The 18204-nt window shown below is 58.5% G+C and carries 17 protein-coding genes and 2 pseudogenes; 14 read left to right on the top strand and 5 right to left on the bottom strand.

What is annotated here, in order from left to right:
* Positions 1–45 precede the first annotated feature (45 nt).
* The 7 genes and pseudogenes from EAH78_RS32150 to EAH78_RS13850 all read left to right on the top strand — a co-directional run bounded on the left by EAH78_RS32150 (position 46) and on the right by EAH78_RS13850 (position 4566).
* On the top strand, positions 46–192 hold the full coding sequence (locus EAH78_RS32150; RefSeq protein ID WP_161599684.1) for a hypothetical protein: 147 nt from the start codon (positions 46–48) through the stop codon (positions 190–192).
* A 342-nt stretch (positions 193–534) separates the two neighbouring features.
* Complete coding sequence (locus EAH78_RS13875) at positions 535–807, top strand: hypothetical protein (RefSeq protein ID WP_140668037.1); 273 nt, start codon at positions 535–537, stop codon at positions 805–807.
* A gap of 75 nt (positions 808–882) precedes the next feature.
* On the top strand, positions 883–2010 hold the full coding sequence (locus EAH78_RS13870) for a hypothetical protein (RefSeq protein WP_140668036.1): 1128 nt from the start codon (positions 883–885) through the stop codon (positions 2008–2010).
* 33 nt (positions 2011–2043) lie between these two features.
* Complete coding sequence (locus EAH78_RS13865; RefSeq protein ID WP_140668035.1) at positions 2044–2226, top strand: hypothetical protein; 183 nt, start codon at positions 2044–2046, stop codon at positions 2224–2226.
* 174 nt (positions 2227–2400) lie between these two features.
* Positions 2401–2594 (top strand): annotated as a pseudogene (locus EAH78_RS13860) (phosphopantetheine-binding protein); the annotation flags it as partial.
* Positions 2595–2821: 227 nt separating this feature from the next.
* The gene (locus EAH78_RS13855) at positions 2822–3292 is read left to right on the top strand and encodes a helix-turn-helix domain-containing protein (RefSeq protein ID WP_140668033.1); all 471 of its coding nucleotides are present in this window, start codon (positions 2822–2824) and stop codon (positions 3290–3292) included.
* A gap of 2 nt (positions 3293–3294) precedes the next feature.
* On the top strand, positions 3295–4566 hold the full coding sequence (locus EAH78_RS13850; protein WP_140668032.1) for a type II toxin-antitoxin system HipA family toxin: 1272 nt from the start codon (positions 3295–3297) through the stop codon (positions 4564–4566).
* Between the two features lie 76 nt (positions 4567–4642).
* Here the strand turns inward: EAH78_RS13850 and EAH78_RS13845 are convergent, their stop codons facing one another.
* Together EAH78_RS13845 and hslO are read right to left on the bottom strand one after the other, a co-directional pair.
* On the bottom strand, positions 4643–6184 hold the full coding sequence (locus EAH78_RS13845) for a phosphoenolpyruvate carboxykinase (protein WP_140668031.1): 1542 nt from the start codon (positions 6182–6184) through the stop codon (positions 4643–4645).
* A 180-nt stretch (positions 6185–6364) separates the two neighbouring features.
* Positions 6365–7267: an Hsp33 family molecular chaperone HslO gene (gene hslO / locus EAH78_RS13840; protein WP_027922233.1), complete on the bottom strand. Its 903-nt coding sequence runs from the start codon at positions 7265–7267 to the stop codon at positions 6365–6367.
* 77 nt (positions 7268–7344) lie between these two features.
* Here hslO and EAH78_RS32710 point away from each other — a divergent pair.
* Positions 7345–7551, top strand: a pseudogene (locus EAH78_RS32710) (phosphatase PAP2 family protein); the annotation flags it as partial.
* 139 nt (positions 7552–7690) lie between these two features.
* Here EAH78_RS32710 and EAH78_RS13830 read toward each other — a convergent pair.
* On the bottom strand, positions 7691–8098 hold the full coding sequence (locus tag EAH78_RS13830; RefSeq protein WP_027922234.1) for an RNA-binding S4 domain-containing protein: 408 nt from the start codon (positions 8096–8098) through the stop codon (positions 7691–7693).
* A gap of 235 nt (positions 8099–8333) precedes the next feature.
* Between EAH78_RS13830 and EAH78_RS13825 the strand changes: the two genes are divergently transcribed.
* Both EAH78_RS13825 and rimK read left to right on the top strand, forming a co-directional pair.
* Positions 8334–8795 carry an ATP-dependent zinc protease family protein gene (locus EAH78_RS13825; protein WP_175649051.1) on the top strand — a complete coding sequence of 154 codons (462 nt, stop codon included), beginning with the start codon at positions 8334–8336 and terminating at the stop codon, positions 8793–8795.
* Positions 8792–9697: a 30S ribosomal protein S6--L-glutamate ligase gene (gene rimK, locus EAH78_RS13820; protein WP_007949201.1), complete on the top strand. Its 906-nt coding sequence runs from the start codon at positions 8792–8794 to the stop codon at positions 9695–9697. The genes EAH78_RS13825 and rimK overlap by 4 nt, the downstream gene beginning before the upstream one ends.
* 144 nt (positions 9698–9841) lie before the next feature.
* On the opposite strand, the gene EAH78_RS13815 is transcribed toward rimK, so the two are convergent.
* Together EAH78_RS13815 and ompR are read right to left on the bottom strand one after the other, a co-directional pair.
* Positions 9842–11155, bottom strand: coding sequence for an ATP-binding protein (locus tag EAH78_RS13815; protein WP_140668030.1), 1314 nt, complete (start codon positions 11153–11155; stop codon positions 9842–9844).
* A gap of 114 nt (positions 11156–11269) precedes the next feature.
* Positions 11270–12010 (bottom strand): two-component system response regulator OmpR, encoded by a 741-nt coding sequence (ompR, locus tag EAH78_RS13810; RefSeq protein ID WP_123436313.1) that lies wholly within the window; start codon positions 12008–12010, stop codon positions 11270–11272.
* Between the two features lie 362 nt (positions 12011–12372).
* Between ompR and EAH78_RS13805 the strand changes: the two genes are divergently transcribed.
* The 4 genes from EAH78_RS13805 (at position 12373) to tauA (ending at position 18196) form a co-directional block, all read left to right on the top strand.
* On the top strand, positions 12373–14697 hold the full coding sequence (locus EAH78_RS13805; protein WP_140668029.1) for a Tex family protein: 2325 nt from the start codon (positions 12373–12375) through the stop codon (positions 14695–14697).
* Positions 14697–15080 (top strand): PaaI family thioesterase, encoded by a 384-nt coding sequence (locus tag EAH78_RS13800; RefSeq protein ID WP_140668028.1) that lies wholly within the window; start codon positions 14697–14699, stop codon positions 15078–15080. Before EAH78_RS13805 ends, EAH78_RS13800 begins: the two co-directional genes overlap by 1 nt.
* A 305-nt stretch (positions 15081–15385) precedes the next feature.
* On the top strand, positions 15386–16969 hold the full coding sequence (gene gshA / locus EAH78_RS13795) for a glutamate--cysteine ligase (protein WP_140668027.1): 1584 nt from the start codon (positions 15386–15388) through the stop codon (positions 16967–16969).
* A gap of 249 nt (positions 16970–17218) precedes the next feature.
* Positions 17219–18196, top strand: a complete 978-nt coding sequence (gene tauA / locus EAH78_RS13790) for a taurine ABC transporter substrate-binding protein (RefSeq protein WP_140668026.1) — start codon at positions 17219–17221, stop codon at positions 18194–18196.
* The last annotated feature ends 8 nt before the right edge of the window (positions 18197–18204 follow it).

The following is an 18204-nucleotide window of genomic DNA, read 5'->3' as shown; positions in this document are numbered from 1 at the left end:
CACGGCAGGACGCCTGATGGGCGCGACATTGAACAAGGAATGACCATGCTCCAAAAATCGATTTATGCCATTGCGATGATCCTGACTTCCCTGCTGCTGAGTGCCTGCGGTGGACCACCGACGGAGCCACCGCTGCTCGCTGCATGCGACACACTGGAGTGTTCGGCCCAACAGGCCTGGCGAACGTCCTGACCACTGCGGGTCAAGTCGCTAAGGCACCCACATGGCCACCCGGCGCTTGCTCGCCCTCGCAGCATGAGCCGGGCTGATTTCCCCTTATGCGGTGCACAATCGTTTTCGAAACGTCCTACAGATTCTGACGTCCCCTCTTCCGAGGCTTGAGGCGCTGTGCCTGACGATCCCGTAGGAAACTCGCCTCCCAAGGGTATTGCTGAAAAAAACCTCGGCCCGCACGTAGGCAAAAGGCGACACCAGCAGTAAATCCCCTACAAACCCTGTCCATTTGCGCGGTATTGCGAGGCATGGATGCACGCCCCTATAGTTTGCCGCGCCGCTGAAAACAGGACGGACATCATGCAAGATCGCTATCGCCCACTCAAAACCAGTTACAGCGATACTCCCGTGTTGGTCATTGATACCGCTGCCAGTACCGGCGCGATCCTTGACGCCGCGCAACAACGCTTGCGCGCGGCCAGTGACTTGCTCGAAACGCTATATTGCCTGTGCTTCAAACAGGCGGATGTAAAAGATATTCCCAACATAGTCAATGCACTCTATTTATTAACACAAGACGGCTGCGAACTTCTCGACATCGCCAGACAAAGAACACCACCCTCACAAACATAGAAACAATCCATCACTTTCAATATTTAAACGACCGATACTAATCTGCCCGCTCTTTAATCAAACAAGAGCACAACAATGACTACATTAACTATTTTCTTTTGCGGCACCGGTTCGACTAAGTTTGACAATAAAAATCCAACTTACTGGAATGGCGAACTGGTTTCGACCCTGGCTTCTCTTCACGGTGGACGAGAGTTTGCCGAATGGATCGTGATCGATGGTCCGGGTACCAGCAACCTGCAAGCTGATGAACTGTTTACCCAGTCCAAAGACTACGGCCTCAGCGGCACCCTGTTCGGAAAAGGCTGGGAGGAGAACGTCAAACACGCCGTCAATATCATCAAAGGCAAGTGTGACTGGCAGCGAGAACAGTTGACCGAGACCGAATACAACCGCCTCAAGGCTGCCGGTATTCCCATTGACGACGTGAAAATCGAAGGTTCCTGGCTATGGCGTAAATATAATTACGGTGAACGCAGCGTGACCCAACAAAAGTTACAAGAGCAAATCATCAAGACTTTCCGCAAAGACGGCATTATCCCCACCAAAGTTAATCTGGTCGGATGGAGCCGCGGGGGGATCAGTTGCCATATGCTGGCCAATGCCATGTTTAAAGATGCGGCATTAAAAAACATTCCCGTCAGTATTTTTGCGATTGACCCGGTACCCGGCATCAGTAACTTTCAGGAAGACAAAGTAAAACTCAACGCCAATGTAAAGGAGTACGTCGGCTTCTACGCACGCGACGAGCGCTCCAAAGGTTTCAGCTGTGTCATCCCGCAAACGGCCACCGGCACCCGAACCCACATTTACCCCCTGCCCGGCCGCCATGGCACCCTGGTCGGCAATGCCTCGGCCGATGGTGTCAGCGGCCCGAAAACGCTGGCCGAACCTGGTCTGATCGTCCGCCACTTTGCCGAAGTGTGCCTGAAGCGCTGGGGCGTACCGCTAAACAAAACCCTCAACCTGACCCCGGCCGACCTGCAAAACCATCACAACGCCATGGCCCGCGACGCCGCGAAATACAAAGCCATGGAAAAGTACTCCTACACCTACTTCACCGAACTGGACCAGGGCGAACGGTATGTTTCGCTGGGCAGTAACGGGGTGAAGTTCTCGGCGGTGCGGGGCACGATCTACGCGCCGGCGACCGGGTTGAGCACTGGCTTGGCGGATGTGGATTCGTATCGGCATATTCGTTAATACGGTCATTGAAGCGATCAGAGGTAAACACCGGTGATAGAGAAACAGCCCTGCAAAGACAGTGAGGCTCACATCGACGAAGCTGCCTATGAGGCGTGGTTCATCGAGCAGGTTCAGGCCGGCATTGATGATCCTCGGCCGAGTATTTCTGATGAAGAGGCGAGAAAGTTGATGGCGGAAAAACGGGAGAAAATTCGCCGCGGAAAATTCCTATAGAAAAGGACTAGTCAAGGCTCGGCCGGTTCCTACAGGCCGGGTCTCTTTGTCGTCTATCGCTGCTTGGTGGCTCGCACCTATAGTCGTCGGCGACAGAACGATCAAAAGATTCATGCTTCACCCAAATCGAGACGCCTAATAAGATCCGCGCAAGCCCAATCGGACTCCAGAACCATGAACCTCGCCCCCGACTTCCCGACGACCACGCCATGCGTCTGCTCATTCAGTTGCTGCACGAAGAACTCGGCCTGCCCGAACGCAAAACTATCAGCCTGACCACCTCTATTTATCTCGACCTAGGCGGTGACGGTGGCGATGCGCAGCACTTGATGGAAACGCTTGAAGAACAGTTCAGCATCGATTTCATGAAGGCAACCAACACAACTCATAAGTGCCATTATTCTGCCTATTTATGGCAAATTCAGGTGGAATAATGGCATTTTTAAATAATTTATCTCTCGCCTTTACCGCGTAAATCTGAAGCTGCGGGACAGAACAAAGCTGGATCTCGCGCCTCGGCATCCCGTCCAGCAAAGAACTACATAAGTGCTATTATTCTGGCTATTAAAGCTAAAAAATGAAGGAATAATGGCATATGGCAAAGAAGACAGCGCCCCTATTGCCGGCTGCGACCAAGCTGCTCGCCGAATTTGGCGAACGACTGAAACTCGCTCGGTTGCGTCGCAGGCTTACAGCCAGACAAGTCGCCGAGAGAGCAGGCATGTCACTAACAACATTGCGCTCTCTGGAGTCCGGCGGATCAGGTGTGACGATGGGCGCTTATTTATCCGTGATGCAGGTGCTGGGCCTGGAGAAAGACTTGAGCAAGCTCGCCGCAGCAGATGAGTTGGGGCGCCAACTGCAAGACGCGCAACTAGCCCCCGTAAAACGCCAACGAGCACGAAGCTTGCCCCCAGCGAAGGCATCGCAGCCTATTCGTGAAAGGGAGACAGAAGCCTTGGGTAATCCGATCTCCAAATCAGATATTTCCGTTGATTTCCCTTTGAACACCCATTCTTTATCCAGTTTGCTAACGAAGAAAAAACCTAAACCTACGACGGACTGAAAATGACGCTGATCGCGGTATATGCCGACTGGGAATCCTTGAACGGACCAAGACGCTTGGGATTGCTGCATGCCAGAAAGGCGCGTTCAACCGATGTGTTCGAGTTTGAGTACGACGCTGCTGCCTTGGCCGATCCTGAGTTGAGCTTCACGTCGCTGGATCCCCGCATTGGCCTATTTGAAGGCCGACAGTTTCCTGGTCAACATCAGTCACGGTTCGGCGTTTTTGCCGACTCAAGCCCGGATCGATGGGGTCAATTGCTGATGAAGCGGCGATTGGAGCGAGATATCCGAGACGGGGCAGCGCCGGTAGGCGCCAAGCTATACGAATCGGATTTCCTCCTGGGCGTTCATGACCTCTATCGAGTCGGGGCAATTCGCTACAAGCTCAACGACGAAGGCAACTTTCTGGATGATCGTGATGGCTTGGCGGCCCCACCTTTTGTGGAGTTGCGCGCACTTGAGGAGGCAAGTCGTGCGTTGGAGAGCGATCCAGATAACACGTCTCCCGATGGGCGCGAGTGGCTAAGGATGCTGATAGCTCCCGGCGGTTCACTGGGTGGCGCCAGACCCAAGGCAAGCGTTGCTGACGAGCATGGTCATTTATGGATTGCGAAGTTCCCCAGCACACGTGATGACTACGACGTCGGAGGCTGGGAAATGGTGGTGAACGCCTTGGCGAATCATTGCGGGTTGCGGGTCGCAACCGGCAGAGCCTGTCGCTTCGCAAGCGATCATCACTGTTTCATGGTCAAGCGCTTTGACCGTACCGAAACGGGTGGCCGATTACATTTCGCCTCAGCCATGACCATGACAGACCGTGTGGACGGTGACGATGCATCGGTAGGCGCCAGCTACCTTGAGCTGGCAGAAGTGCTCATGGAACACGGTTCAGAACCCAACACAGATTTGCGCGAGCTTTGGTCACGTATCGTGTTCAACATCCTCGTTTCCAATACTGATGATCACATGCGCAACCATGGCTTTCTCCTTGACCCAGGTCGGGGCTGGCGTCTGTCTGATGCCTATGACATGAACCCGGTACCACACGCCGATGGATTGAAGCTCAACATCACAAACGCCGACAACGCACTGGACCTTGAACTCGCTCGAGAAGTGGCCGAATACTTTCGAGTCAAACGTGCGGATGCGGAAGAAATTATTGAGAGTTTCCAAGAGGCCGTCAGCCAATGGGCAACACTGGCCAGCGCGCTGGGACTGTCGAGGCGCGAACAAGACAACATGGCGCCAGCGTTTCGGCTTTCCGGCAATTGAGCTCGTGAGTGTTTGTGTATCGCCCATAAAAAAGCCGCCCTCAAAGGGCGGCTTTTTCATTACATCAAACCAACACTTACAAATTAGGCCCGGCAGCCTTGATCGCGTCGCTCACTTCAAACTTCTTGAAGTTCTCAACGAACAACCCGGCCAGTGCCTTGGCAGCTTCATCGTAAGCAGCCTTGTCAGCCCAGGTGTTACGTGGGTTCAACAGGCCAGTCTCAACGCCCGGTACAACCAACGGCACGTCGAGGTTGATGGTGTCGAGGTGTTCGGTTTCAGCACCGATCAACGCGCCGCTCTGGATCGCTGCAATCACGCCACGGGTGGTCGGGATGTTGAAGCGCTTGCCAACGCCGTAGCCACCACCGGTCCAGCCGGTGTTGACCAGGTAAACCTTGGAGCCGAAACCGCGGATGCGCTTGATCAGCAACTCAGCGTATTCGCCAGCCGGGCGCGGGAAGAACGGTGCGCCGAAGCAGGTGGAGAAGGTCGACTTGATGCCGCTGCCGGAACCCATTTCGGTCGAGCCCACCAAAGCGGTGTAGCCGGACAGGAAGTGGTAGGCCGCTTGTTCTTCGCTGAGGATCGACACTGGCGGCAGTACGCCGGTCAGGTCGCAGGTCAGGAAGATCACAGCGTTTGGCTCGCCACCGAGGTTCATCTCGGAACGCTTGGCAACGTGCTCCAGCGGATAGGCAGCGCGGCTGTTCTGGGTCAGGCTGACGTCAGCGTAGTCGGCGTGCTTGGCGTCATCGATAACGACGTTTTCCAGGACTGCGCCGTGCTTGATGGCTTTCCAGATGACCGGCTCGTTCTTCTCGGACAAGTCGATGCACTTGGCGTAGCAACCACCTTCGATGTTGAACACCACGCCTTCGCCCCAGCCGTGCTCGTCGTCACCGATCAGGTAACGGCTTTCGTCGGCCGACAGGGTGGTTTTACCGGTGCCGGACAGACCGAAGAACAGGGTCACGTCGCCTGCTTCGCCGATGTTGGCAGCGCAGTGCATTGGCAGCACGTCGGAAGCCGGCAGCAGGAAGTTCTGCACGGAGAACATGGCTTTCTTCATTTCACCGGCGTAACGCATGCCGGCGATCAGCACTTTCTTCTGTGCGAAGTTGAGGATCACGCAACCATCGGAATTGGTGCCGTCACGCTCAGGAACGCATTCGAAGTTGGCGACGTTGAGCACCTGCCACTCATCACGGCCAGCCGGGTTGTACTGGGCCGGGTTGATGAACAGGCAACGACCGAACAGGTTCTGCCAGGCAGTCTGGGTGGTCATTTTCACGGCCAGGTAGTGATCGGCAGCCGCGCCTACATGCACGTGGGAAACGAAATGCTCTTGCGCGTTGTTGAACGCCTCGACGCGGTCCCACAGGGCATCGAACTTGTCGGCCGGGAACTTGCGGTTGATCGGGCCCCAGGCGATAGCAGCCTGAGTGGTCGGCTCGTCAACGATGAAACGGTCGACTGGCGAACGGCCGGTACGGTGACCGGTGCGAACAACCAGCGCGCCGGTATCGGCAAGCTCGCCTTCACCGCGAGTCAGGGCTTCTTTAACCAGATCATCAACACTCAGATCGGTGTACACGGCGTTATTGGCTTGCGTCATGAGGTTCCCCATCGGCCAGTGGCCGAGTGCTCCAAACGTTTTGTAGTAGAAAGTCGTGCACTACTACCGCGAGAAAAAGTGGGCCGGATTATGCCAGAAAAGCCCAAAAAGAGTAGGGCCCTCCCGTCGTAACGGCGTAATACCGGCACTAACCAGTGAATTTACCTGCGCTGAACCGTTTTAGTGACGGGTATCTGACGGCGTGTCGACGCCCGCTCCGGCGAATAATTGAGCGATATCGGCGGCATCGAACAGGTAGCGCTGATTGCAGAACTGGCAATCGATCTCGATGTTGCCACCGTGTTCGACGACCAGGTTTTGCGCATCCTCCACACCCAGACTGACCAGGGCATTGGCTGAACGCTCGCGCGAGCAGCTGCAACGGAAGCGCAGTTTTTGTACGTCGAACAGGCGCACCTGCTCTTCGTGGTAGAGGCGATGGAGCACGGTTTCGTTGTCCAGGCTCAGCAGTTCATCCGCGGTCAGGGTGCTGCCCAGCGCGGTGATGTGCTGCCAGCTGGCGGCGCGTTCTTCTTCATCTTTCAAGCGGTCGGCGGGCAGTTGCTGCAACAGCAGGCCACGGGCACGACGGCCATCGGCGTACAGCCAGAAGCGGGTGCCGACCTGCTGGGACATGACGAAATAATTGGTGAAGCACTCGGACAGGGTTTCGCCGTCGAGGTCGACGATGCCCTGGTAGCGCTGACCGTGGGTCGGGTCGACTGTCAGCGCCAACACGCCGTTCGGCATCAGGTCGGCGAGTGTCGCGTCGGGGGCGATCTGGTCGGCCTCGTAACGGGCCAGGCCGCGGATATCGCGTTCACTGGAGCACTCGATCATCAGCAGCGGGATCGGGCCGTCGGAGCGGGCCTGCAGGATCAGCAAGCCATCGAACTTCAGCGCGCCGACCAGCAGCGAGGCGGCCGCCATCAGTTCGCCGAGCAGTTGCTGGACCGGTTCCGGATAGGCGTGCTTGGCCAGGACTTCGGCGTAGCTGAGCTCCAACGAGACCAGCTCGCCACGGGTGTCGCTGTCATCGAAGATGAAGCGTTGGGTGAAGTCGTTATCCGGTAGGTCGGTCATAGGTCTGGGTATCTGAATGGGTGACATTGGAGTTCAACGGTCAAAAATCGCGCGTGCTCGGCCATGGCCGGTATTTTATGAACAATCCGGGGTTGTTCCAAGCAAGGAGGAACGTCCGCCGGTTTGGGCTCTCGCGATTTTGCGTCTCTGGCACTGCTGGCCTTCTGGTTATGGCCTACAGGTCAGAGGCTGTGTGTGATTTTCGACGAGTGGCTGTTTGTCCGCTCGATGCGCCGCTGGCGAATCACCCGATATGGTTGCTCGATCGGGAAATTGCAAGTCTTCCCTGGGGATAAGGTGGCGTCTGGCGAGTGCTGCGCACTCGATCGCGGGCAAGCCACGCTCCCATCGTTAACCGCATTTCCCTGTGGGAGCGGGCTTGCCCGCGATGACGGACTGAACATCGCCCGAGAAATTCCTGACTCACTCGTCGTTGCTGCTGCCACGGAACTTGAACAGATCCCGGCGCTGTTTCTTGCTCGGTTTGCCATCGGTGGTCATCCCCAGCGCACCTGCCTTGCGCTGGGCCGCGGCGTTTTCGCGTTTGGCGATGCTGGCCTCGGTTTCGGCGTACAGCGTCTGAGCCTCCGGCGCGCCACGGCGAACGATCGATAATGCCTGAACCACCACCGTGCGCTCTTCGAAACCTGCGCGAATCACAAATTCATCGCCTACTCTTGGCTCCTTGCCCGGCTTGCAGCGCTCGCCACGGCAATGCACCTTGCCGCTTTCAATCGCGGCCTTGGCCAAGGCTCGGGTTTTATAAAACCGCGCAGCCCATAACCATTTATCGAGGCGGACTTTGTCGTCCTCTTCATTTTTTTGTGCCATGGAATTTCCTCATTCTGAAATATTGGTGAACTGTACTACCGTTTCAGTCGTACCAAGAATTCCACCGGCGCGGATTACAATGCATGCATTCCAGAACCTCCTCGGAGGGCTGGAAATCCGGGCCGTAGATATCTGTCGCCTTTTAACCATTATTCTGCGTGAATACCGCGAATTCGGCCGCTTGCGGACCTGTGCGGTTTCTACCGGTTGAGCAACTTTGAAGACATTTGATCATTTGACCGTTGTCGGTCTGCGCGAGTGGGTGGCGCTCCCTGATTTGGGAGTCGCGGGCCTGCGGGCAAAAATCGACACCGGTGCCAGTACCTCCAGCCTGCATGCCACCGACATCGAGCCGTTCGAGCGCGATGGCGAGCAGTGGGTTCGCTTCACCGCGCACTTGGGCACGGTGGTGCAATTGCGTCATCGACGCTGCGAAGCGCCGCTGGTGACGATGAAAACCATTAAAAGCTCCAACGGTCACGCGCAGAAGCGATACGTGGTCAGCACCACCCTGGCCCTCGGTGATCGGGTCTGGCGGGTCGAGTTCACGCTCGCCTGCCGCAAATCCATGCGTTATCGCCTGTTACTCGGTTCCAAAGCCCTGATTCACGGCCAACTGGTGGTCAATCCGGGCATCAAGTACGTACAAGACAAGCCGGTGTTCCCGGTATCTACCTCCTCCACAGGTGTTGCATGAAGATCGCTGTGCTGTCGCGGAACCCGCGTCTGTATTCCACTCGTCGTCTGGTTGAAGCCGGTACCGAGCGTGGCCACGAAATGGTGGTGATCGACACCCTGCGCGCCTACATGAACATTGCCAGCCACAAGCCGCAGATCCACTACCGCGGCAAACCGCTGGAAGGGTTTGATGCGGTGATCCCAAGGATCGGTGCATCGGTAACGTTTTATGGCTGCGCGGTGTTGCGTCAATTTGAAATGATGGGCGTGTTTCCGCTCAATGAATCGGTGGCCATTGCCCGCTCGCGGGACAAACTGCGCTCGCTGCAATTGCTGTCACGTCGCGGGATCGGTTTGCCGGTAACCGGGTTCGCGCACTCCCCGGATGACATTCCCGACCTGATCGACATGGTCAACGGCGCCCCGCTGGTGATCAAGGTGCTGGAAGGCACCCAAGGCATTGGCGTGGTGTTGTGTGAAACCGCGACGGCGGCAGAGTCGGTGATCGAAGCGTTCATGGGCCTGAAGCAGAACATCATGGTCCAGGAATACATCAAGGAAGCCGGCGGCGCGGACATTCGTTGCTTCGTGGTCGGCGACAAGGTGATCGCGGCGATGAAGCGCCAGGCCAAGCCTGGGGAGTTTCGTTCCAACCTGCATCGGGGTGGCAGTGCCAGCCTGATCAAGATCACACCGGAAGAACGCATGACCGCATTGCGTGCGGCGAAGGTGATGGGCCTGGCGGTGGCGGGTGTGGATATCTTGCGCTCCAATCACGGGCCGCTGGTGATGGAGGTGAATTCGTCACCGGGTCTGGAAGGGATCGAGACCACCACCGGGAAGAATGTGGCGGGGATCATCATTGAGCATCTTGAGAAGAATGGCGGGCCGAATATGACTCGGACCAAGGGTAAGGGTTAACCCTGATTTTTTCGGCGGCCGGAAGGCCGCCTTCGCGAGCAAGCCCGCTCCCACAGTTGACCGTGTACTATCCAGCGACTCGGTCTAATGTGGGAGCGGGCTTGCTCGCGAAGGGGCCATCAGCCCCTGCGAAGATGTCAGCTGTTAAACCGCATCCCGAGGCAACATTAGCCCTAGCGGCAACCGCACCCGAGCTTCCAAGCCGCCACCGGAGCGATTGCGCAGTTCGACATTCCCGCCATGCATCGAAGCGATGCGCTTCACGATCGCCAGACCCAATCCGGTCCCCTTGCCACCCCGAGCACGATCCCCGCGGGTGAACGGATTGAAGATCGCCTCCAGTTCGGAAGGATCAATCCCCGCCCCACGGTCCATGACACTCAGCACCACATACGGTGCGCTGGTATCACCGGAGACATAAGCCGCCACCTCAACGCCGCTGCCCGCGTGGTGCAAGGCATTGCCGATCAGGTTGTTCAACAGGCGTTTCATCGACACTCGACGCAACGGAAATGGCTGGATAGGTTCCAGGCGCAGACGTACTTTTTCTTCGTTCTGGTTATACGGCGCAGCGACTTCGCGAACCAGGTCGCTGAGGTCAACCTCTTCCACCGACTCGTCACGGCCATCGCGAATGAACGCCAGGAACTGGTCGAGAATCGCATCCATATCCTCGATGTCGCGCACCATGTCGTCGGTGAGGTCTGTTCGATCCCCCATCAACTCGAGGGACAGGCGTAATCGGGTCAAGGGCGTACGCAAGTCGTGGGACACCCCCGCCAGCATCAATTCGCGCTCTCGCCCGGCCTGCTCGACATCTTCGGCCATCTGGTTGAAGGCGCGATACACCTCAGTCATTTCACTCGGCGTATCGCTGATCGGCAGACGCACGCTGCGGCCTTGGCCAAGTTGCCTTGCGGCATACACCAGACGTTTTAACGGCTGATTGAGCTGGCTGACGAAAATCCACGCCGACGCCGTCGACAGCAAGCCAATGGCAAGGAACCAGCCGAGAACGTTCCAGATCTTCTGGCCACGCAACGGATGCGGATACAGCGGCACTTTCAACCAGCCGTCGCCCAGGCTCGGTGCCCGGACCCACAGCGCTGGCGGCGAGTGCATGCGTAATCGGACTTCAGTGTCGGCGCCCAGCTCGTCCTGCATCTGCCGCTGGTAAATCTCGCTGTACGGCCAATGTTGTTCGCCCTCCGGCACACCGGCCCCCACTACCCGGATCAGCGTGGCAGCATCGGCGATCTTCGCGCGGTTTTCTTCATCGGCGGCCCAATAGGCGCGCAGCGTCAGGGCGACGCCGTGGCTGTATTGACGGTCCACCAGCACGTCTTCGTTCATCAACAGATAAACCAGGGTCAGCGCCTTGGAAAACAGGACGACGATCAGCACCAGCCAAAGGGTGCGGGAGAAGAAACTCTGGGGGAACCAAACGGGGGTTTTCATGGATAACCGCTACACACTTGCAGGAGCGAGCGATGCTCGCATATTGCGGATCGCGAGTCTGCGGACAACGTCATCTGACTGTTGCCCGCAAGACCCGCTCCTACAAATCGCCGATCACTTGGTGGCGGCGCCATCCGGAACGAACACGTAGCCCACGCCCCAGACAGTCTGGATGTAGCGCGGCTTGGACGGATCGGGTTCGATCATCCGGCGCAGACGGGAGATCTGCACGTCGATGGAACGCTCCAGGGCATCCCACTCCCGGCCACGGGCCAGGTTCATCAGTTTGTCGCGGGTCAGTGGCTGACGCGCGTTCATGACCAATGCCTTGAGGACCGCAAACTCACCGGTGGTGAGCATGTGCACTTCGTTACCGCGCTTGAGTTCGCGGGTCGCCAGCGACAGTTCGTAATCACCGAACGTCACGCTTTCATCTTCGCTGCCCGGTGCACCTGGCACCGGCGTCGACTGACGACGCAGGACCGCTTTGACGCGGGCCATCAGCTCGTCCGGGTTGAACGGCTTGGCCAGGTAATCGTCGGCGCCCAGTTCCAGGCCCTTGATACGGCTCAGCTCGTCGCCCTTGGCGGTCAGCATGATGATCGGGATCTGATTGTTCGCCGTGCGCAGGCGGCGGCAAGCGGTCAAGCCGTCTTCGCCGGGCAGCATCAGGTCGAGGACGACCAGGTTGAACACTTCGCGCGCCAGCAGGCGGTCCATTTGCTCGGTGTTCGGTACGGCGCGGGCGCGGTAGCCCTTGCTGACGAAAAAGCGCTCCAGCAGGCTGCTGAGCCCCGGATCGTCGTCAACAATAAGAATTTTTTCGCCTTCAGCAGTGTTTGCAGTGCTGCTCATTAGATGCTCCTTTGATCTCGGCGCGCATTATGGCGTAGCTGCCGTTATACGCACCGTGTGCATTGTTAGCAGATTTTTCCTCCACCGCCAGCAAACCGGCCATTGTCCCTCTAGTCTGCGATGCCCCCGAACGGCCCAACGCTGGTTATAATGCGCGGCCTTTTGTGTCAGGCAACATCAGACAGGTACTACAAAAGCGGCGCCATTTATTTCCCGGGCGTGCGCAGTAATTGTTCGATTTCACGGGTCAATGGGGTGCCCTTTGATCCAGGCAGCGGCGCAGGCCAGGCCGCTCAACCAGACTCGCAGAGCCTCTATCTCTGCGCCTGCGAGCCTGCTTTCACAATTTGTCAGGTGGTTTTATGGACAGCATCAACAGCCGCATCGCCGAGGAACTCGGTGTACGCCCACAACAGGTCGAAGCGGCCGTCGCGCTACTCGATGAAGGCTCTACCGTTCCCTTCATCGCCCGTTACCGGAAAGAAGTGACCGGCAGCCTCGATGACATCCAGTTGCGGCATCTGGAAGAGCGTCTGCGCTACCTGCGAGAACTCGACGAACGGCGCATCAGCATCCTCGCCAGCATCGAAGAGCAAGGCAAGCTGACCCCGCAACTTGAGCGCGACATCAAACTCGCCGACACCAAGACCCGCCTCGAAGACTTGTACCTGCCGTACAAGCAGAAGCGCCGCACCAAGGGCCAGATCGCCCTGGAAGCCGGCCTTGGCGAACTGGCCGACGGCCTGTTCAACGACCCATCCCTGACCCCGGACACCGAAGCCGCACGCTTCATCAACGCCGAAAAAGGCGTGGCCGATGTCAAGGCAGCCCTCGAAGGCGCCAAGTACATCCTCATGGAACGCTTCGCCGAAGACGCCGGTTTGCTGGACAAACTGCGCAGCTACCTGAAGCAGGAAGCCACCCTCAGTGCCCGCGTGATTGCCGGCAAGGAAGAGGAAGGCGCCAAGTTCCGCGACTATTTCGAACACGACGAACCCCTGAAAAGCATGCCATCGCACCGCGCGCTGGCGATTTTCCGTGGCCGCAACGAAGGCATTCTGAGTTCGGCGCTGAAAGTCGGCGACGAGCTACCGGGCACCATGCACCCGTGCGAAGGCATGATCGGCCAGCAATTCGGCATCCAGAACCAGAATCGCGCCGCCGACAAATGGTTGGGCGAAGTGGTGCGCTGGACCTGGAAGGTCAAGCTCTACACCCACCTCGAAACCGACTTGCTGGGTGAACTGCGCGATGGCGCGGAAACCGAAGCGATCAACGTGTTCGCGCACAACCTGCACGACTTGCTGCTGTCGGCACCGGCCGGCCCGCGCGCCACGCTGGGTCTCGACCCGGGCCTGCGCACCGGTTGCAAGGTCGCTGTGGTCGACGCCACCGGCAAGCTGCTGGATCACGCCACGGTTTACCCGCACGTGCCGCACAACAAGTGGGACCAGACGCTCGCCGTTCTTGCCGCCCTGTGCGCCAAGCATTCGGTCGACCTGATCGCCATCGGCAACGGCACCGCCAGCCGCGAAACCGACAAGCTCGCCGCTGAGCTGATCAAAAAATACCCAGCGATGAAGATGACGAAAGTCATGGTCTCCGAGGCCGGCGCATCGGTTTACTCGGCGTCGGAACTCGCATCCAAGGAATTCCCGGATCTGGACGTATCGATCCGCGGCGCCGTTTCGATTGCCCGTCGCTTGCAGGATCCACTGGCCGAGTTGGTGAAGATCGATCCGAAATCCATCGGCGTCGGCCAGTACCAGCACGACGTGTCGCAGCTGAAACTGGCGCGCGGCCTGGACGCGGTGGTCGAGGACTGCGTGAACGCCGTGGGCGTCGACGTCAACACCGCTTCCGTGGCGCTGCTGGCCCGGATCTCCGGCCTCAACGCGACCCTGGCGCAGAACATCGTCAGCCACCGTGACGAACACGGCGCCTTCAAAACCCGCGCCGCGTTGAAGAAAGTCGCGCGCCTGGGTGAAAAAACCTTCGAACAGGCCGCAGGCTTCCTGCGCGTGATGAACGGCGATAACCCGCTGGATTCGTCGGCCGTTCACCCGGAAGCCTATCCGCTGGTGCAGCGCATTGCCGCTGAAACCGACCGTGACATCCGCTCGCTGATCGGCGACGCGAGCTTCCTCAAGCGTCTCGATCCAAAGAAATACACCGACGAAACCTTCGGTCTGCCGACAGTCACCGACATCCTGCAAGAACTGGAAAAACCCGGTCGTGACCCGCGTCCAGAGTTCAAGACCGCCGAGTTCCAGGAAGGCGTCGAAGACCTCAAGGACCTCGAACTGGGCATGATCCTCGAAGGCGTTGTCACCAACGTGACCAACTTCGGCGCGTTCGTCGACATCGGCGTGCATCAGGACGGTTTGGTGCACATCTCTGCGCTTTCGGAGAAGTTCATCAAGGACCCACGTGAAGCGGTGAAGGCCGGTGATGTGGTGAAGGTGAAGGTCATGGAAGTCGACATCCCGCGCAAACGCGTGGGCCTGTCGATGCGCATGAGCGACACCCCGGGCGAGAAAATCGACGGTGCTCGCGGTGCACGTCCGGGGTCGGCACCACGCCAGTCCCAGAACACTTCACCGCGCAAGGAAACCACCGCGCCAGCCCCAAGCAACAATGCGATGGCTTCGCTGTTCGCCAACGCCAAGCAGTTGAAGAAACGCTGATGGACATCCCTGCCGGGCTGACCGAAAGCGCTTTTTTCAAGCTGCTGGGGTGTCGCTTGCACAGCCTGGAAACCGGGGTGGCGCAAGTCGCCCTCGGGCTTGCCCCAGAGCTACGCAATCGCGGCGGCAAGCTGCACGGCGGGGCTTTGTTCAGTCTGGTGGACATTGCCATGGGCCTGGCCTGTTCCAGCACTCATGGCTTTGACCAGCAAAGCGCGACCATCGAATGCAAGATCAACTACATCCGTGCTGTTTCAGACGGTGAAGTGATGTGCACGGCGCGGGTGATCCACCCGGGTCGCCGCACGTTGGTGGTCGAGGCTGACGTGATGCAAGGCGACAAACTCGTCGCAAAAGCACAAGGCACGTTCGCTGTCCTGTAGCTAGATGTCATCGATTTGAGTTAATTTCGGCGCTGTGACCGCAGCGCCGCAATTTTCTGTGGGGGCGACTGTGGCGAGGGGGCTTGCCCCCGTTTGAGTGCGCAGCACTCACAAAATCCTGGAACATCAGAGAATTTGGGGCTGCCAGGCAGCCCAACGGGGGCAAGCCTCCTCACCACAGGCCCACTCCCACATTGATTGCGGCTAGTTCCAAAACCAGGCGAAAACGCCAGTTTTAACTTCACCCTTGTAGACCGTCTTGCCCACCCCCATATTGGGGCGACTGACGCGTGAAGGAATCCAACTTGAGCGAACTTCTCAACCGCCGCCTGGCCCTGCTTGGCGAGCGCGCTAACCTCTCTCTGCTCGAACAGTGCCTTCACGGCATCGAACGTGAATGCCTGCGCGTGACCGGCGAAGGTCGCCTGGCGCAAACGCCGCACCCGGAAGAATTGGGTTCCGCGCTGACCAACGAACAAATCACCACCGACTATTCCGAGTCGCTGCTGGAGTTCATCACGCCCGCCCTGCCCGACCCGGCAGATACGCTGGCGAACCTGGACAAGATTCATCGCTTTGCCTACAGCAAGCTCGGCAACGAGTTTCTGTGGAGCCCCTCGATGCCGTGCCCGCTGCCGGCCGAGGAAGATATCCCGATCGCCTATTACGGCACGTCCAACATCGGTCAGCTGAAGTACGTCTATCGCAAGGGCCTGGCCCTGCGGTACGGCAAGACCATGCAGTGCATCGCCGGGATTCACTACAACTTTTCCCTGCCGGAAAAGCTCTGGCCGCTGCTCAAGGAATCGGAAGGCTTTGTCGGCACCGACCGCGACTACCAATCCTCGGCCTACATCGCGCTGATCCGTAACTTCCGTCGCTACAGCTGGCTGCTGATGTACCTGTTCGGCGCCTCGCCGGCACTGGACGCCGGCTTCCTGCGCGGTCGTTCGCACCAGTTGGAACAACTGGACCCGGACACCTTGTACCTGCCGTACGCCACCAGCCTGCGCATGAGCGACCTGGGTTACCAGAGCAACGCCCAGGCCGGTCTGACGCCGTGCTACAACGACCTGTCGAGCTACACCGACAGCCTGCGCAAAGCGGTCGCCACGCCGTATGCGCCGTACGTTGAAGTCGGCACGCACAAGGACGGTGAGTGGGTTCAGCTCAACACCAACATCCTGCAGATCGAAAACGAGTACTACTCAAACATCCGCCCGAAACGTGTGACCTACACCGGCGAACGGCCGATTCAGGCGCTGGTGGCCCGTGGCATTCAGTACGTTGAAGTGCGTTGCCTGGACATCAACCCGTTCCTGCCGATGGGCATCGACCTCACCGAGTCGCGTTTCCTCGACGCCTTCCTGCTGTATTGCGCGTTGAACGACAGCCCGCTGTTGACCAATACGTCTTGCAGCAACGCCACCTCGAACTTCCTCAGCGTGGTCAAGGAAGGTCGTCGTCCGGGCCTGCAATTGCACCGCGACGGTCAGCCGGTGGACCTCAAAGAGTGGGCCAGCGAGTTGCTGGAGCAGATCGCGCCATTGGCCGCGATGCTCGATCAGAGCCAGGGTGTCGATGCACACAGCAAGGCGCTGGATACGCAGTTGGCCAAGGTCCGGGATCCTTCCCTGACGCCTTCGGCCCAGGTGCTGGCGGTGATGGCGGAACACAAGGAAAGCTTTGCTCAGTTCTCTCTGCGTCAGAGCCGGGCGCATGCAGAGTTTTTCCGCAGCGAGCCTTTGAGTGGTGAAGATCAGGCGAAGTTTGAAACGCTGGCGCGTTCGTCGCTGGCGGCTCAGGTTGAGCTGGAGCAGAACGAAGTCGGCGATTTCGATGTGTTTGTCGGGTCGTATCAGGCGAGTATTTTGGCGATTAGTAACTGACCCCAACTTCTGTGGCGAGGGAGCTTGCTCCCGCTCGGCTGCGCAGCAGCCGCAAAATCGGGAGTCCTTCGGCCTCCAGCGGGAGCAAGCTCCCTCGCCACAAAAACGGATCCCCCCCTCCCTCTGAGCAGTTCCTCTTTAGTGTTTTCCACACATAAGCTCATTCGAAAAAGTTATTTATTTTCGTATTCTTAGATCATTTAGTCTCCTTTGACGCCGACTCTCGGTCGCCTGACAAGGAGCTTCCCAATGAAACTGCATTTCCCTCTTCGCCTCCTGGCGGCCGCCTCTCTGGCTGCAGCGAGCTTCTTTGCCCAGGCGGCTGACGTCACCGTCGCGTATCAGACCACCGTGGACCCGGCGAAAGTCGCCCAATCCGACGGCGCTTACGAAAAAGCCACCCACGCCAAAATCGACTGGCGCAAATTCGACAACGGTGCCGACATCATCGCCGCCATCGCCTCCGGCGACGTGCAAATCGGCTACCTCGGTTCCAGCCCCCTGACCGCCGCGATCACCCGCAAAGTCCCGGTTGAAACTTTCCTCATCGCCACCCAGATCGGCGCCGCTGAAGCGCTGGTCGCTCGCGACGGTTCCGGGATCAAGACCCCGCAAGACCTGATCGGCAAGAAAATCGCCGTGCCCTTCGTATCTACCGGTCATTACAGCCTGTTAGCTGCGCTGAAGCACTGGAACATCGACCCGTCGAAAGTCACCGTGCTCAACCTTGCGCCACCCGCAATCATTGCCGCGTGGAAACGCGGTGATATCGACGCCACCTACGTCTGGGACCCAGCCCTCGGCGTGGCCAAGGAAAACGGCAAAGTGCTGATCACCTCGGGTGAACTGGCCAAGTTTGGCGCACCGACGTTTGATGCCTGGATCGTGCGAAAAGACTTCGCCGAGAAGCACCCGGAAATCGTCACCGCGTTCGCCAAAGTGACCCTGGACGCCTACGCCGATTACCGAAAAGACCCGAAAGCCTGGCTCGCCAATCAATCCAACGTTGACAAACTGGTGAAACTGTCCGGTGCCAAGGCCAGCGATATTCCGCTGCTGCTGCAAGGCAACGTCTACCCGCTCGCGGCTGATCAAGTGATCACCCTCGGCGCGCCGACCACCAAAGCCATCACCGACACCGCCACATTCCTCCAGGAACAAGGCAAGGTCGAAGCCGTGCTGCCGGACTACGCCCCGTACGTCAGCGCCAAGTTCATCACCAACTGATCGGGAGT

This window comes from Pseudomonas arsenicoxydans, from assembly GCF_006438915.1.
In the GTDB taxonomy this organism is placed as follows: Bacteria; Pseudomonadota; Gammaproteobacteria; order Pseudomonadales; family Pseudomonadaceae; genus Aquipseudomonas; species Aquipseudomonas arsenicoxydans_A.
Note: the sequence above shows the minus strand (reverse complement) of the source record. Positions and strands in the feature narration are given on the sequence as shown.